The following is a 13,906-nucleotide window of genomic DNA, read 5'->3' on the forward strand; positions in this document are numbered from 1 at the left end:
AATTCATATGGGTAAATTGAATAATCGAACAGCGCTTGTCACAGGAGGCAGCCGGGGAATCGGTGCAGCGATTGTCATGAGATTGGCTGAAGAGGGTGCCAATGTGGCGATCAACTATACATCGCCGAGGTCATTTGAAAAAGCGAATGCGTTAAAAGAAAAAGTAGAATCCGAGTTTCATATCAAAGCGATCGTCGTGAAAGCGAACGTTGGGATGAAGGAAGATGTCGATGCCATGATCAATGAAGTGGAAAAAGAGTTGGGAACGGTGGATATTCTAGTGAATAATGCTGGTATTGCACCGTTTGAGCCTTTTTTGAGCCTTTCGGAAGAGACATGGGATGATACGTACCGAACAAATGTGAAATCAATCTTTTTGACGACACAAAGAGTGGCGAAGCGAATGATTGAAAATAAATATGGCAAGATCATCAATATTACATCAACGGCTAGCGTCCTTGTCACGAGTCCGGTCATTCCCCACTATATTTCATCGAAAGCAGCCGCCTCGCATTTAACGAAGGCATTGGCGATTGAGCTAGGCAAATACAATATCAATGTGAATGCTGTCGGCCCAAGCACCGTTGCGACGGATATGTGTGAGGAATATTTGGAGGATCCGCAAATTCTCGCAAAAGAGATTGAAGCCAATCCGATGAAGAGACTTGGGACCGAAAAACAAATTGGCGACTCCGTCGTATTTTTGGCTTCCGATGAAGCCATGCAAATCAACGGGCATCTGTTAATGGTGGATGGCGGTTTAACGGTGAAAGCGGCGCAGCCTGAAGATCATATGAATCATGAGCAGGAGGTAACGTCATGAGACTGCAAAATAAAATCGCTGTCATCACTGGCGGTGGAAGCGGGATCGGGAAGGAATCAGCCCGTTTATTTGCTAGTGAAGGCGCATTTGTCATCATTACCGATATTCATGCTGAAAACGGGCAGGGCACCGTTTCTGAAATAGAGGAGGCTGGCGGGAAAGCGGCATTTTATGAGGTGGATGTAACGGATCCGGAAGCGGTTCAATCCGCAATCTCCCAGATAATCGAAACCTATAAGAAAATAGACATATTATTCAACAATGCCGGAATCTCAAACGTAGGCAGGGTGGACGAAGTGGAACCGGATGTGTGGGACCGCATCATGAGCGTGAATGTGAAGGGGGTTTATCTGCCTTCTAAATACACGATTCCTTATATGATGGAACAAAAAAGCGGGGTCGTTATCAATATGTCATCATGTGCAGCGGAAATGGGTCTCGTGAAACGTGCCGCATACTCTGCAACGAAAGGAGCCGTACTGGCTTTAACGAAAGCGATGCAAGTGGATTATGCACCTTATAATATTCGGGTGAACGCTTTATTGCCGGGTACGATCTTGACACCGTTCGTCGAAAATTACTTGAAAACTTCATATGACGATCCTGAGGTTGCCATCGGCACGATCAAGAAAAGACAATTGAGCGGCGATTTGGGCAGACCTAGTGATGTAGCAAAAGCGGCACTGTTCCTAGCTTCGGATGAGTCTGCGTTCATGATGGGATCGCCTTTATATATCGATGGTGGGGTTGTTTTTGGGAAAAATGCATAAAAGGGGGAAGAAACGATGAAATTGGCTACTTTTATTAAAGACGAACAGCAAAAACTGGCCGTTCAAGTTGAGAATCATTTAATAGATATCGAAGAAACGGCGAAGAGGAATGAATGGAACCAAATCGTGTCGGATGTGATGCAAGTGATAAACTTCAGCCAATCCGAACGGGACGAATTTGAAAATAAGGTCCATGAAGCTGTCAAAGAAGGAATGGCTGAAGTAATTGAAGAGAAAGGGCTCACATTCGGTCCCAGTATAACAAAGCCGCATAAAATCATTTGTGTTGGGTTGAATTACAAAAGACATGCAGATGAAACCAATGCACCGTATCCTGAAGTGCCAATCTTATTTAACAAGTTTGATAATACATTAACGGGTCACGGATGTGAGATTGCCATACCAATCGTAACGAATGAACTGGACTATGAAGTGGAACTCGGAATCGTGATCGGCAAAAAGACAAAAAACGTTTCCGAAGAAGCAGCACTCTCCCATGTGTTCGGGTATTGTACGGTCAACGATTTGTCGGCAAGAGATCTGCAAATGAGGACGCCGCAATGGCTGCTTGGGAAAACCTGTGATGATTTCAGTCCTGTTGGCCCTTACCTGGTAACAGCGGACGAAGTGGGGAATCCAAACGACCTGCAATTGAAAACGTATGTTAATGAAGAACTAAGACAGAATTCCAATACATCAGATATGATCTTTTCATGTGCGGAAATCATCAGTTATATTTCCAAGCATATGACATTGGAACCGGGCGATTTTATATTGACAGGTACACCTGAAGGAGTCGTATTGGGTTTACCGGCCGAACAGCGTGTTTATATTCAGCCAGGGGATGTGGTCACCGTTGAAATCGAAAAACTGGGATCACTCACGAACACATTTGTCGCTGAAAGCGAAGAGGCTTTGACGAATGCTTAAAGGAATTCCGCCAATACTTTCTCCTGAATTGATGAAGATCATGATGGAGATGGGGCACGGTGATGAAATCGTACTTGCAGACGGGAATTATCCGGCTGCAAGTCATTCAAGCCGGATCATCAACGGCCATGGACATGGCGTGGCCGACTTCCTGCAAGCGATATTGGCATTCTTTCCACTCGATACGTATGTGAAACATCCCGTCATATTGATGAATCCTGTGGAAGGCGATGAAAAAAGCCCTGCAATCTGGAAGAGTTATGAAGATATAATGAAAAAAACGAACGATATTCCTATCAAAATCGGAAAACTGGAACGAATGGACTTTTACGAACGAAGTAAAGCGGCCTATGCCATTATCGCAACTAGTGAACGAGCACAGTATGCAAATCTCATATTGAAAAAAGGTGTACTTTAATTTACTAAAAGGAGTGATTGCTTTGCAAAAGATTCCGAATATTATGTATGTTTATGCGATTTTTGGCGGGTTGGCCGGACTATTATATGGTTTCGATTCCGGTGCCATTTCTCCAGCGATTCCATTCATCACCGAAGAGTTTGGACTAAGCCCGTCGGGTCAAGGATTGATAGTAAGTTTCCTGTTATTAGGGGCATTGCCTGCTATCGTCCTTTCCACTTCACTATCTAAGGTGCTTGGAAGGAAATCACTCCTGATTGGAGCGGGCATCACATTCATCGTCGGGTCGATTGGTTGTGCCTTCGCTACAAATGTAAGCGTTTTAATTGCATCGCGGTTCATCCTGGGAATCGGCTGCGGAATAGCCAATATGTGTTCACTTATTTATTTGGTGGAATTGGCTCCTCCTAAAATCAGGGGATTGATCGGCGCTTTATATCAACTAAGTGTAAACGTCGGGATATTGAGTGCTTACATAGTGGGTGCTTCCTTCTCCGCTAGCGGATCTTGGAGAATCATGCTCGGAATCGGGATCATTCCAGCAGCAATCTTCACATTTGGAATGCTTATCTCACCGGAAAGCCCACGGTGGCTCATGGCTGCAGGAAAGGAAGACCGTGCAAGGAAGGTTTTGATGAAACTAAGGGGAACGAAGCAAGAAGTGGAAGATGAAATAAGTGACATCAATCATTCCCTTAAACAGCAAAGCGTAGGATTCAAACATTTAGTACACCAATATAAAAAAATATTGAATATGAATTTCATCTTAACATTCTTCCAAGTCTTCACGGGAATCAATGCCGTTGTATACTTTGCCCCGATCATTTTCGAAGGGGTTGAAATCAACGGATGGAGCGGTTCCAATATAGCAAACTTCGGAATCGGGACGGCCTTGGTCGTTTCCACTGCCATCTCGTTATTCATCATTGATAAACTAGGCAGAAAAACGCTGCTAATCTACAGTATTGGCGGTCAGGTCCTGCCACTGATCGGATTGGCATTATTTTCGGATTATACGATCTTCAGCATGGTTTGTGTGTTCTTATATGTCTTCGCATTCGGAATCGGCCTTGGCCCTGTCTTCTGGCTATTCATACCGGAAGTGCTGCCATTGCAGGCAAGAGCGATCGGAATGGGAGTCATCACCTTTTTACAATACACATTGAACTTCCTTTTTTCATACACGTTCCCGCCACTGTTAAGTGTCATTGGCAATAACGTCTTTCTCATCTATGCGTTCTTATCAGTGGTAGCTTGCGTATTCATACACTATAAAACTCCTGAAACAAAAGGGAAATCATTGGAGGAAATTGAAGAATACTGGCGTGAACAAGATTTGGCAAAAGCGATTAAACCTGCTTGAGTCCGGCATTCGCAGTCGTGGTGAGTTGTGGATTCTGCAAAAAAAGGGATAAATATATAATTTGATATTGAAGATTGCAGAATAGTTTGATAGAATGAAATAAATGAAAAAGACTATGTGCAACTGGCGAAACACGGATAACCGTGAGGGAACACATAGTGTCGTAGCCGTTCGCCTGGGCAGAGGTAAGGGAGTTTATCCCTTGCCTCTTTCTGTATATTAACAGATAGTGAAGGTTTAAAGTCAGTATTTTGAAATTTCGAAACTATCATATTCAAAAGAGGAGCAAACAAAATGAGCACAATTCTTTTAGAAAAAGTGAAAACGATCAAGGCGTTAAATAATATTGCCGAAAGCGGACTGAATGTATTCAACAAAGGGGAATTTACGGTTGATAATGACAGTGAAAACCCTGATGCAATCGTTCTTCGCAGCTTTAACATGCATACTATGGAATTCGGCGATCAGTTAAAGGCAATCGCAAGGGCAGGGGCTGGAGTCAATAATATTCCGGTCGACAAATGCACCGAGCAGGGAATTGTCGTTTTCAATACACCTGGGGCTAACGCAAACGCTGTAAAAGAAATGGTGCTGACGACATTAATGGCTTCATCTCGTAACCTTTTTGCCGGTGTGGCTTGGACAAAGACGCTTGAAGGCGAAGGAGAACAAATTCCGAAGCTTGTTGAAGCAGGAAAGAAACAATTCGTTGGTAAAGAAATCAAGGGAAAAACACTTGGCGTAATCGGTTTAGGAGCGATCGGTGCACTTGTAGCGAATGATGCGCTTGATTTGGACATGGATGTCATTGGCTTTGACCCGTTCATCTCTGTTGATACAGCTTGGAACTTGTCACGCAATGTACAGCGCGCCATGACGATTGAAGAATTGTTTGCAGAATCTGATTATATTACAGTACACGTTCCATTAACTGACGACACAAGAGGAATGTTCAACCAAGAAACATTCAGCATCATGAAGCCGGGCGTACATATCTTGAATTTCTCACGCGGCGAGCTAGTGAATGAAGATGATATGCAAGCTGCACTTGAAAGCGGAAAAGTAGGCAAGTTCATTACAGACTTCCCGAATGAAAACGTGTTGAAAATGAAAAATGTCGTTCCAATTCCGCATCTTGGTGCCTCTACGCTAGAGTCAGAGGAAAACTGTGCCATCATGGCAGCTCGTCAGTTGAAGAGCTTTTTAGAAACAGGGAACATCAAGAACTCTGTGAATTTCCCGAACACTTCCCTTCCTTATACAGGTAACCGTCGTGTGGCAACTTTCCACGAAAACGTTCCGAACATGGTTGGGCAAATCACGCTGGCTGTATCTGGCTTTAATCTGAACATCGCTGACATGGTTAACAGAAGCCGTGGGGGATATGCATATACGATCATCGACATTGACGGTGAAGTAAATGGCGATATCATTCCTGGCTTGGAAGAAAAAATCAAACAAATCGAAGGCATCGTTACAACTCGTATTATCTAATTGGAAACGGAAGAAAGATGATTAATAGTGAAGCCTCAATTCCTTTAAGGAGTTGAGGCTTTTTAGGCTTTGTGTATTAAACTGAAAATCTGTCAGGGTTTCACCTCCGTTTTTTCCTCATAATGTACAAACAACATTAAGTAGAGTGCGAATAGAAGATGCAAATAAAGCGGAATATCCTTATCGTTTTGAATGGCAACAAATACGTAGATTCCATATAGCAATATAGGAATGGTTAAAAGGATTCTGAGCTTAGTCATATGCCACCCTCCCCTTTACCCTCAAATATTAATACATCAAGCATTTGAGCCACTTGAAAATCCTTTTCTGCTGTTGCGTTTATAAAACTTGTACAATTATTTTCCCTGAGAACATCTGCTAATAATTGTAAATCCATTGTCATTATTGCTGGTTTCATTGATTCATCCTCCTAATTAACCAAATATTCTGTCACTTCTATTAATACAATAGTATGAAGTACTGAGAAAATGCTGTCAATCTATATTCCATCTGTACTCATTTTAAGTTAATGGATTCATAATTTATCTACCAAAATAACTATCTCTTATAAATATCTACTTAGTGAGACAGGCAAAACGGTACCCAATAGGGGAAGCATTGCGATCAGCTGAACGCCAGGGAGCAACTTGTTGCGAACCTAAATCAATGTAACCTTAAATTCTCATCCAACCCTTCAGTTCAATATGACTTTTGTTAATTTCCTCTAAGTAAAAGAATCGTCCCTATGGAATGCAGAGACGATTCCTTATGTGAAACACCATTTCTACACAGAATGGATTACCCTATACTGTTCTTCCTCAAAAATTCTGATGCTGATGAAGGATATTCGATGTTAAAAAAGCTCCAACAGGAGGTAATTGCCCGGAATAGGCATTACCGCTAACAGGATATTCATTCAGAGCTATATCAGTAGTGGCAATCCATGATCCAGACTCACCTGCTTGCAGAGAGGGAGGCTTCATAAGAAAACGTCCTTGAAGAATGAAATGTCGAATCCTAATCTGGAAATCATCCATTATGGTTAAGTTGCCAGAGAATGTGGCAAAGGGTGAATCAAATGCGATTTGTTTGGTGCTTTCATTCCATAATCCATTAATCGGAATGGGTCTGCCACGAAAATTAACCGTACCAACCACCCTATTATTTGTAATAGAGTCAATGATGAGTGTGCCCCAAATAATCGTCCTGCCAGCTATTGAAGAGTGGATACCCCAAACAGATGGGAATGGAAAGCTAATTGAAGCAGTTCCCTGTGAAGTTACCAATGCTATGCCCCCCCTTAAAGGTTGTGTATGTTCTGAGGAAGATTCCTTGTTTAAAGCAGTATATGCAGCACGAGCAGAATAATTTAATAAACAAAGGTGAAGTAATGCATCCCCTGCCTGAAGTTGCATTCCTGATGAGTTAACAGTACTGCTGGAAAAAAGGAATGAACGGGTCAGAGGAAGGAATGGAGGGAAATGAGGTATTTACGGCGAAAGTAATCTATAGAAATGTGTTGAAAATAGGAAGAGCATCAGGTAACCATGTAAACGGATTTAAACTGCTAATGAACCGTTGTTGAAGCCAAAAGCATTAAGAAAGCAGCACTCTTGAAAAAAGAAATCGTAATAGATCGTAAAAAACATGAAGGAGTGACGGATATGCACAAAAGAGATTGTTCCAAATTGAAGTGTCATTGTTTCATCGTACCAAACTATATTCTTGAGAATCTGGCACAAAATGAAGTGGAAGAAGCACGGATCAGTTTAGCGAAAAGCCGTCAAGTGCGCAGGCGCAGAATTATGAAAGAATACGATATTGACGGTGTTGTCGCTTTAACGGATGCAGGATCTGGTCGTCAAGGTGAATCTGCCCGCCATGTTTATGATTGCAGGGGGGGAACGAAACTCCGGGAGAATGAGGCAAGAAAAGAAGGAGATCGATCAAGTGCAGATCCTGTTGTTAACGCTGCATATGATTATAGCGGAGTTGTGCGTGATTATTTCAAGGATGTCTTACACCGTAATTCAATTGATAACCAAGGCCTTGATCTCATTCTGAACGTTCATTATGGAAATAAATTCACGAATGCCTATTGGGACGGAGATGAAATGGTATTTGGTGATGGCGATGGGGTCATTTTTAGCAATTTTGCCAATTCACTCGATGTAATTGGCCATGAACTGACACATGGGGTTACGCAGTTCACAAGTGGATTGGAGTATGAAGGCCAGTCCGGGGCATTGAACGAACATCTTTCAGATGTGTTTGGAGTTGCCATAAAACAATTTCATTTAAAGCAAACAGCAGGTGATGCCGATTGGCTAATCGGAGCTGATATAATGGGACCAACACTCAAAGGGCAGGCCCTCCGTTCGATGAAAGCGCCAGGTACGGCATTTGACAATAAGTTAATGGGTAAAGATATTCAGCCTGATCATATGAAGAACTTCTATAAAGGAGAACGCGATAATCATGGTGTCCATATCAATAGCGGCATACCAAACAAGGCCTTTTATCTAGTATCGATGGAAATCGGAACAGACAAAGCGGCATTGATCTGGTTCAATGCGATGCAGAATTTATTTGCGACGTCGAATTTCAATCAATTCGTGCAAATTGTCATCAAGGCAGCGCAAAAACTTGTTGATAGCGGAGAAGTTACGAAAACAGCCATCAAGACAATTGAAAATGCTTTTAAAGCGGTTGGACTGCCTGAGTAGTCATATTCCATGAATAGGAGGCTCCATCTACCATGCATATCAAATTTAGCTGCATAGGGGGATTTGCCAACCTCGACTTGAATTTTCAGATCGATACAGAGAAATTGCCGAAAGAGAAAAATGAGGAATTGCAGAACTTAATGAAGACAGCTGACTTACCTAATGCTAGCCAAAGTATAATGGCAGGAGCTAAAGCGCAAGGGTTCGACGCATTTTCATACCAGCTGGATATAGCCGATGAAAAGAAGAAGCAGTCTTACTCATTCAATGACATAACAGCTCCAGAGGAAGTAAGACCCTTATTGGATTATCTACGGAATTTAGCAATTGAAATAAAGATGGCAGAATAACCAAGAAAAAAGTCTATCATCACGATAGACTTTTTTTGTGGTCTTAAAATTTCACAAAAATGTCATTTTATTTCACTTTTATATGAATTTTGGCTGTTTGTTCGCTAAATGGACACATATAACAAGATAATAGCAATTTAGAACAGCAGATTTTAAAAGGAAATTCGAAAGTATAGACCTTTAATGGGATTTTGTAAAGAGTCAGCCAATCAAACAGGCGATGCAGTCACAAAAGGAAATCAAGGTGAAATTAGCTGGATTTTACAAAAAAATCATAAAATAGGATAATAGTCGCATGGAGGTGAATGACATATCAAGAAATGAAAGTGACGATAGACGGAAATCCAAAAACCCCTAGGTGAGTACGTCCTGGAAGACATCACCTAAGGGCTTGCGAGCAGGAGTATACCTGCCTCTATATCCAGTATACTCCAAAAAATATGAATAGGGAAATGGGGAGTGAATGGAAGGATGATACGAAAAAACTATTTATTGAATAAGGAAACGGTGGGATTGATGGAACGTTACGATTCCAATGGTGTGGAGATGTCCACGGTAGTGGAGGGAGAGAACACATTCCATGTTGCCCAATCGCGCCAGGAAATCCTGAATAACACGTTAAACTACTTTGGGTTGAATCTGGATGGCGGACTTGCAGCAGCCAAATCAGTGCTTGGCGGAAAATATAGGCTGCCAGTCTGCATAAACGCCCAGCAGGGAATGGTCTGGTTCTCCTCCCGCTCATTCCGGAAAAGAGGAGGAATCTGGTTTTCCTACATCCACATTCGTGACTTAGAGGAAATGAACGAAAAAGAAACGCTGGTCCACACAAGCTATGGACATTGCCTTCCTGTATCATTAAGCAAAAATCAGCTCGCCTTCAAAAGGGACCAAGCATCCTATCTGCATACGACCTTCCATGAACGTTCATTGGGAAAAAAGACCTTTTATTACGAACCGGGAAGCGGAATCACCTTTTGCAAAGAACCCGGGGAGGCCCATTACAAGGTGAAAGGGAAGGAATAATAAGATGAGATGAAAACCGCCGCATTGGCGGTCTTTTTTAGGATTAGATAAAGTGAGAGCGGGTTTTATTCAAGTAAACTCTAACTATAGAAATATAGTTATTGTAAAAAAAGAAATGATACATTATGATTAGTAAATAGTTAATATTTAGGAAGGGGAGTACATATTTTGAAAAGATTATTTGCTATTTTACTATCTTTTGGTCTAGTATTGGGTCTCTCGTTTGGCGCGAATGATGTTGCCAGTGCCAAAACAAAGGTGAAGACGTATAAAAACTGTACAGCATTGAATAAAGACTACAAAGGAGGCGTAGCTCGTACATCTTCCGTTAAAAATAAAGGAGGAAAAACGAAATACAAGCCTCACGTTTCAAAGGCGCTATATGATGCCAATAAAAAAAGCGATCGTGACAAAGATTTGATCGCTTGTGAAAAATAAGAATTATTCTGAGAGACCTTTTATAGGAAGGTCTCTTTAATTTGTAGATAAAAGGTGTTCCATCTGAATTATTAAACAAAGTTGATTGGAACGGAAGGTGAGAGACTCCTTCGGAAAGCGAGTGCCTGGAGAGGAAGGTTCATTTTTGTACAAAACTAAAAAAACGGAAGCTAAAGCCTATACAGGTCTTTAGCTTTTTTCTCGTGGGTTATCTTTCAAACCGTCCAAAATGTGTATTTTCCCGATTTATAAGTGCATCCCCAAGATTAATTCTGCTCATAAGTCTTTCATGGTCCGAAGGAAAACGTTCTTTAATGTTTGCAACTCCCTCTATTGTTGGGATATTACCATTAGTCATAGGACGTTCTTCTCTTTGAAATCCGGGGTTCAAACTATCATTAATCATTACGGGTCTGTCAATTGTATCGTTGTCATCATTATTAGTAGTGGGATTATTAGTTGGGTCTCTATCAAGGTTCCCGGCATTATTGAATGGATCATTGTTAGTATCTTGTGGCATATATTTCACTCCTTCACTATATATTATCCGCTGATAGCATTAATCTATTCGCACGCTGTACTTATCCTTTTTTATATAGTAACAACAATCCTGTATTTTCTAATCAGCAACAACTTGAATGTGTCAACAAGTACGAAGTGTCAAAAAAAAAATCTAAATATTATGATTGACTTACATTTTAATTTGTCTTACAATTTCAATGTAAATAGTCAAAACATTCAATTAAATGGAAGGGGAGCTTTTTTAACATTTTTGATTCACTTCAACATGAAGCATGACAACATAAACAGCATTGTAAACTTTATGTCAGTTTCAGAAATGACATAAAGCTCTGTCATAATTTCAATAACTGTTTGTCCAGAGTTATCAAAGTATTAATGCTTTAGAAAAATGAAAGCGAATACATACTCTTTGGGATGGAGTGAATAACATGAAAAATCAATCAAATCTTGCTGAATCCACTGTGATTATTCCTGAGGTCGTAAGAAAGAAACCAAATTTCATCACGAAGTTTAAAACATCCTATGGTCCGGGGATCCTTGCCGTGTTGACGTGGCTTGGAGCCGGGGATCTGGTGACTTCTTCTGTTGCCGGGGCAGATTATGGATATAGTTTAATGTGGATTTTAGCACTGTCATTAATCCTTCGTTTTCTTATCGTTAATGTTATCGCCCGGTTCCAGCTTTGTAACACAGAGGGGTTAACCATACTTGAAGGGTATGGACGTATCCACCCATTTTTCGGTTACTTCATGTTTGGTTATGCGTTAATAATGGGTCATCTATTTAATGCCTATATGATTAAGGGGGCCGGAGAGGTATTATCGACCCTATTCCATGTTAATCAGCCATTCTTAGCTTCAATGGTAGTTGTAGGATTAGTTTTTATGCTTATTGGCAGGAATATTTATAATAGAATCGAAAGTGTAATGAAAGTGCTTTTGGCATTATTGACTATTGCCTTCCTGTTCCTCGCCATTCAAGCAACACCGGATGTAGGGCAAATCATTAAAGGAACAGTTGGTTTTAGCATTCCAAGTGATACTGGCGTTCATGGAGCATTATTGGTAGCGATTTCAATTATCGGTGCAGTTGCTGGATCGATTTCGAACTTTGTTCATCCATATTTCATGAAGGAAAAGGGCTGGACGAAACCGAGTCATGTAAAGGTTCAAAGAAATGATTTGCTGTTTGCCATCGGAGTTTGCATCGTGATTAATTTGGCCATTTGGGTGGTTGGGGCAGAAATTTTAAAACCGAATGGAATTCATGTGGAAACGATTGATGACTTGGCAATGGCGTTACAAATGTCGTTAGGACAATTTGGCTGGTACATTTTCTATCTTGGTGTATTTGGCGTATTGTTCGCGAGTGTAGTAGGTAAGTCAACTGGTTTTCCTAGATTGATAGTAGATGCCTTTTACGTAATAAATAAGGGGCGTCGTGAAAAGTACAATGGTAAATATGAAAAAGATCCAATGTATAAATGGGTTATGATTTTTGTATTGGTCACCCCAATCATTTGGTCCATTCCCGGCATGCCTGGTTTCATCGCATTGACGATTGGCGTAAATGCAATAAACATAATCGGTTTTCCGGTAATCGCAATTGGGATGCTGGTGCTATCAAATAAAAAAAGCTTGATGGGAAAATATAAAAACAATTGGTTTGAAAATATTATTCTATCCTTAGCTTCCATTTTAGCGGTTTGGTCCGCCATTCAATTAGCTACAACCTTTTTTTAAATAATGGTAGATTATAGATAGAGGCGTAAAACATAAAGGTTATGTCGACATTTGATCCCGAGAGGGGTCCTACTTTAATGGAAGTGAGGTATCAGTGATGAAACCGAAAGTAATCATCTATAAGAAAGTGGATCAGGAAGTGCTGCAATATATTCAAGAGACTTGTGATGTCGTTTATTTTGAAGGTCTTGACTCACAAAATCACTCTGAATTCCTTCAAGAGCTGAAGAACGCACAAGGTATATTAGGGTCAGGATTAAAGGTGGATAAAGCTTTACTGGATCAAGCACCGCAATTAAAAATCGTCTGTAATTCATCGGTTGGATACGACAATTTGGATGTAACCGAGCTGTCCAATCGCGGAATCATGGCTACGAACACTCCCGAGGTATTGAATGAGACAGTCGCAGATACGATCATGGGCTTGATGCTGTCCACAGCAAGAAGAATGCCAGAGTTGGATCAAATGGTAAAGTCAGGACAATGGACATCGAACATCGGAGAAAAATCGTTTGGGTTGGACGTGCATCATAAAGTATTAGGCATAATCGGCATGGGCGGAATAGGCTCTGCCGTTTCAAAAAGGGCCCGTTTTGGATTCGATATGAACATCTTATATCACAACAGATCCAGAAATGAAGAAGCGGAACAAAAGTATGGAGCTACATACTGTTCTCTGGAAGATCTGTTAAAGCAATCTGATTTTGTTTGCTTGATGACACCACTAACTCCCCAAACTGAAAAAATGATGGGGGAAAAAGAATTCAAGCTCATGAAAGAGTCCGCCATCTTCATCAATTGTTCAAGAGGGAAAACAGTGGATGAAGAAGCCTTGATCACTGCACTTAAAACCGGTGAAATTCACGCTGCAGGACTGGATGTCTTTGTACAGGAGCCCGTCAAGGAGGACAATCCTCTGCTTTCCATGAAGAATGTCGTCACCCTGCCTCATATCGGTTCCGCAACATATGAAACCCGCAAGAAAATGGCGATGCTGGCAGCAACCAACCTTGTAGGAGGATTACAGGGAGAAACTCCGCCTACCTTGATCAAATCTGGGGTAAAGGTAAAGTGATCTTTTAGACAGCATTTATAAATTAAGCTGGATAGCCTTATTTGGGGCTATCCATTTTTTTAGTTCCGGATTATTCAGTATTTTACTCATCCTGCAGAACAAACAAGCCCTCTCTATAATGGAGGGCTTCGGCTGTAGATAATCTCGTTAATATTGATTTCCATTCCAGGCACTCGCTTTCCGCGGGTGGTCCGGGAGCCTCCTCGGTGCTGCCTGCGGGGTCTCCTTT

Annotated in this window: 16 protein-coding genes and 1 riboswitch; of the genes, 12 read left to right on the top strand and 4 right to left on the bottom strand. The window is 41.2% G+C overall.

The window, feature by feature from the left end:
* Positions 1–7: 7 nt before the first annotated feature.
* From ACWF5P_RS00445 to ACWF5P_RS00470, 6 genes are all read left to right on the top strand, one after another.
* Positions 8–823 (top strand): SDR family NAD(P)-dependent oxidoreductase, encoded by an 816-nt coding sequence (locus ACWF5P_RS00445; RefSeq protein WP_452444425.1) that lies wholly within the window; start codon positions 8–10, stop codon positions 821–823.
* Positions 820–1,593 (top strand): SDR family NAD(P)-dependent oxidoreductase, encoded by a 774-nt coding sequence (locus tag ACWF5P_RS00450; RefSeq protein WP_260358570.1) that lies wholly within the window; start codon positions 820–822, stop codon positions 1,591–1,593. Before ACWF5P_RS00445 ends, ACWF5P_RS00450 begins: the two co-directional genes overlap by 4 nt.
* Positions 1,594–1,608: 15 nt before the next feature.
* Positions 1,609–2,523 carry a fumarylacetoacetate hydrolase family protein gene (locus ACWF5P_RS00455; protein WP_452444426.1) on the top strand — a complete coding sequence of 305 codons (915 nt, stop codon included), beginning with the start codon at positions 1,609–1,611 and terminating at the stop codon, positions 2,521–2,523.
* Positions 2,516–2,941, top strand: a complete 426-nt coding sequence (locus ACWF5P_RS00460) for an RbsD/FucU family protein (protein ID WP_427571437.1) — start codon at positions 2,516–2,518, stop codon at positions 2,939–2,941. Before ACWF5P_RS00455 ends, ACWF5P_RS00460 begins: the two co-directional genes overlap by 8 nt.
* 22 nt (positions 2,942–2,963) lie before the next feature.
* Positions 2,964–4,304: a sugar porter family MFS transporter gene (locus tag ACWF5P_RS00465; RefSeq protein WP_452444427.1), complete on the top strand. Its 1,341-nt coding sequence runs from the start codon at positions 2,964–2,966 to the stop codon at positions 4,302–4,304.
* Between the two features lie 109 nt (positions 4,305–4,413).
* Positions 4,414–4,492: riboswitch (ZMP/ZTP riboswitch) on the top strand.
* A gap of 106 nt (positions 4,493–4,598) precedes the next feature.
* On the top strand, positions 4,599–5,798 hold the full coding sequence (locus ACWF5P_RS00470) for a phosphoglycerate dehydrogenase (RefSeq protein ID WP_452444428.1): 1,200 nt from the start codon (positions 4,599–4,601) through the stop codon (positions 5,796–5,798).
* Between the two features lie 92 nt (positions 5,799–5,890).
* Here the strand turns inward: ACWF5P_RS00470 and ACWF5P_RS00475 are convergent, their stop codons facing one another.
* The 3 genes from ACWF5P_RS00475 to ACWF5P_RS00485 form a co-directional block, all read right to left on the bottom strand.
* The gene (locus tag ACWF5P_RS00475) at positions 5,891–6,058 is read right to left on the bottom strand and encodes a hypothetical protein (protein WP_170971670.1); all 168 of its coding nucleotides are present in this window, start codon (positions 6,056–6,058) and stop codon (positions 5,891–5,893) included.
* Positions 6,055–6,216: a hypothetical protein gene (locus ACWF5P_RS00480; RefSeq protein ID WP_452444429.1), complete on the bottom strand. Its 162-nt coding sequence runs from the start codon at positions 6,214–6,216 to the stop codon at positions 6,055–6,057. Before ACWF5P_RS00480 ends, ACWF5P_RS00475 begins: the two co-directional genes overlap by 4 nt.
* A 400-nt stretch (positions 6,217–6,616) precedes the next feature.
* A complete protein-coding gene (locus ACWF5P_RS00485; protein ID WP_452444430.1) occupies positions 6,617–7,084 on the bottom strand; it encodes a hypothetical protein in 468 nt (155 codons plus the stop codon).
* Positions 7,085–7,462: 378 nt separating this feature from the next.
* On the opposite strand from ACWF5P_RS00485, the gene ACWF5P_RS00490 reads away from it, so the two are divergent.
* The 4 genes from ACWF5P_RS00490 to ACWF5P_RS00505 all read left to right on the top strand — a co-directional run bounded on the left by ACWF5P_RS00490 (position 7,463) and on the right by ACWF5P_RS00505 (position 10,338).
* A complete protein-coding gene (locus ACWF5P_RS00490) occupies positions 7,463–8,524 on the top strand; it encodes a M4 family metallopeptidase (protein ID WP_452444431.1) in 1,062 nt (353 codons plus the stop codon).
* A 32-nt stretch (positions 8,525–8,556) separates the two neighbouring features.
* Entirely contained in the window at positions 8,557–8,874 is a 318-nt protein-coding gene (locus ACWF5P_RS00495; RefSeq protein ID WP_452444432.1) for a protealysin inhibitor emfourin, read from the top strand.
* Positions 8,875–9,345: 471 nt separating this feature from the next.
* On the top strand, positions 9,346–9,900 hold the full coding sequence (locus ACWF5P_RS00500) for a competence protein ComK (protein WP_101223276.1): 555 nt from the start codon (positions 9,346–9,348) through the stop codon (positions 9,898–9,900).
* A 168-nt stretch (positions 9,901–10,068) separates the two neighbouring features.
* A complete protein-coding gene (locus ACWF5P_RS00505; protein WP_101223275.1) occupies positions 10,069–10,338 on the top strand; it encodes an excalibur calcium-binding domain-containing protein in 270 nt (89 codons plus the stop codon).
* Positions 10,339–10,546: 208 nt separating this feature from the next.
* Here the strand turns inward: ACWF5P_RS00505 and ACWF5P_RS00510 are convergent, their stop codons facing one another.
* The gene (locus tag ACWF5P_RS00510) at positions 10,547–10,858 is read right to left on the bottom strand and encodes a hypothetical protein (RefSeq protein ID WP_434167773.1); all 312 of its coding nucleotides are present in this window, start codon (positions 10,856–10,858) and stop codon (positions 10,547–10,549) included.
* Between the two features lie 430 nt (positions 10,859–11,288).
* Between ACWF5P_RS00510 and ACWF5P_RS00515 the strand changes: the two genes are divergently transcribed.
* The gene (locus tag ACWF5P_RS00515; protein WP_452444433.1) at positions 11,289–12,602 is read left to right on the top strand and encodes an Nramp family divalent metal transporter; all 1,314 of its coding nucleotides are present in this window, start codon (positions 11,289–11,291) and stop codon (positions 12,600–12,602) included.
* Between the two features lie 97 nt (positions 12,603–12,699).
* Positions 12,700–13,677, top strand: coding sequence for a 2-hydroxyacid dehydrogenase (locus ACWF5P_RS00520; RefSeq protein WP_452444434.1), 978 nt, complete (start codon positions 12,700–12,702; stop codon positions 13,675–13,677).
* Positions 13,678–13,906 lie beyond the last annotated feature (229 nt).

The sequence above is a fragment of the Peribacillus sp. NPDC055009 genome, from assembly GCF_053608705.1.

Coding starts and splice junctions, on each gene's coding strand:
- ACWF5P_RS00520 (WP_452444434.1), top strand. CDS start 12,700: ATGAAACCGAAAGTAATCATCTATAAGAAAGTGGATCAGGAAGTGCTG.
- ACWF5P_RS00460 (WP_427571437.1), top strand. CDS start 2,516: ATGCTTAAAGGAATTCCGCCAATACTTTCTCCTGAATTGATGAAGATC.
- ACWF5P_RS00445 (WP_452444425.1), top strand. CDS start 8: ATGGGTAAATTGAATAATCGAACAGCGCTTGTCACAGGAGGCAGCCGG.
- ACWF5P_RS00455 (WP_452444426.1), top strand. CDS start 1,609: ATGAAATTGGCTACTTTTATTAAAGACGAACAGCAAAAACTGGCCGTT.
- ACWF5P_RS00475 (WP_170971670.1), bottom strand. CDS start 6,058: ATGACTAAGCTCAGAATCCTTTTAACCATTCCTATATTGCTATATGGA.
- ACWF5P_RS00500 (WP_101223276.1), top strand. CDS start 9,346: ATGATACGAAAAAACTATTTATTGAATAAGGAAACGGTGGGATTGATG.
- ACWF5P_RS00495 (WP_452444432.1), top strand. CDS start 8,557: ATGCATATCAAATTTAGCTGCATAGGGGGATTTGCCAACCTCGACTTG.
- ACWF5P_RS00510 (WP_434167773.1), bottom strand. CDS start 10,858: ATGCCACAAGATACTAACAATGATCCATTCAATAATGCCGGGAACCTT.
- ACWF5P_RS00480 (WP_452444429.1), bottom strand. CDS start 6,216: ATGAAACCAGCAATAATGACAATGGATTTACAATTATTAGCAGATGTT.
- ACWF5P_RS00470 (WP_452444428.1), top strand. CDS start 4,599: ATGAGCACAATTCTTTTAGAAAAAGTGAAAACGATCAAGGCGTTAAAT.
- ACWF5P_RS00490 (WP_452444431.1), top strand. CDS start 7,463: ATGCACAAAAGAGATTGTTCCAAATTGAAGTGTCATTGTTTCATCGTA.
- ACWF5P_RS00515 (WP_452444433.1), top strand. CDS start 11,289: ATGAAAAATCAATCAAATCTTGCTGAATCCACTGTGATTATTCCTGAG.
- ACWF5P_RS00450 (WP_260358570.1), top strand. CDS start 820: ATGAGACTGCAAAATAAAATCGCTGTCATCACTGGCGGTGGAAGCGGG.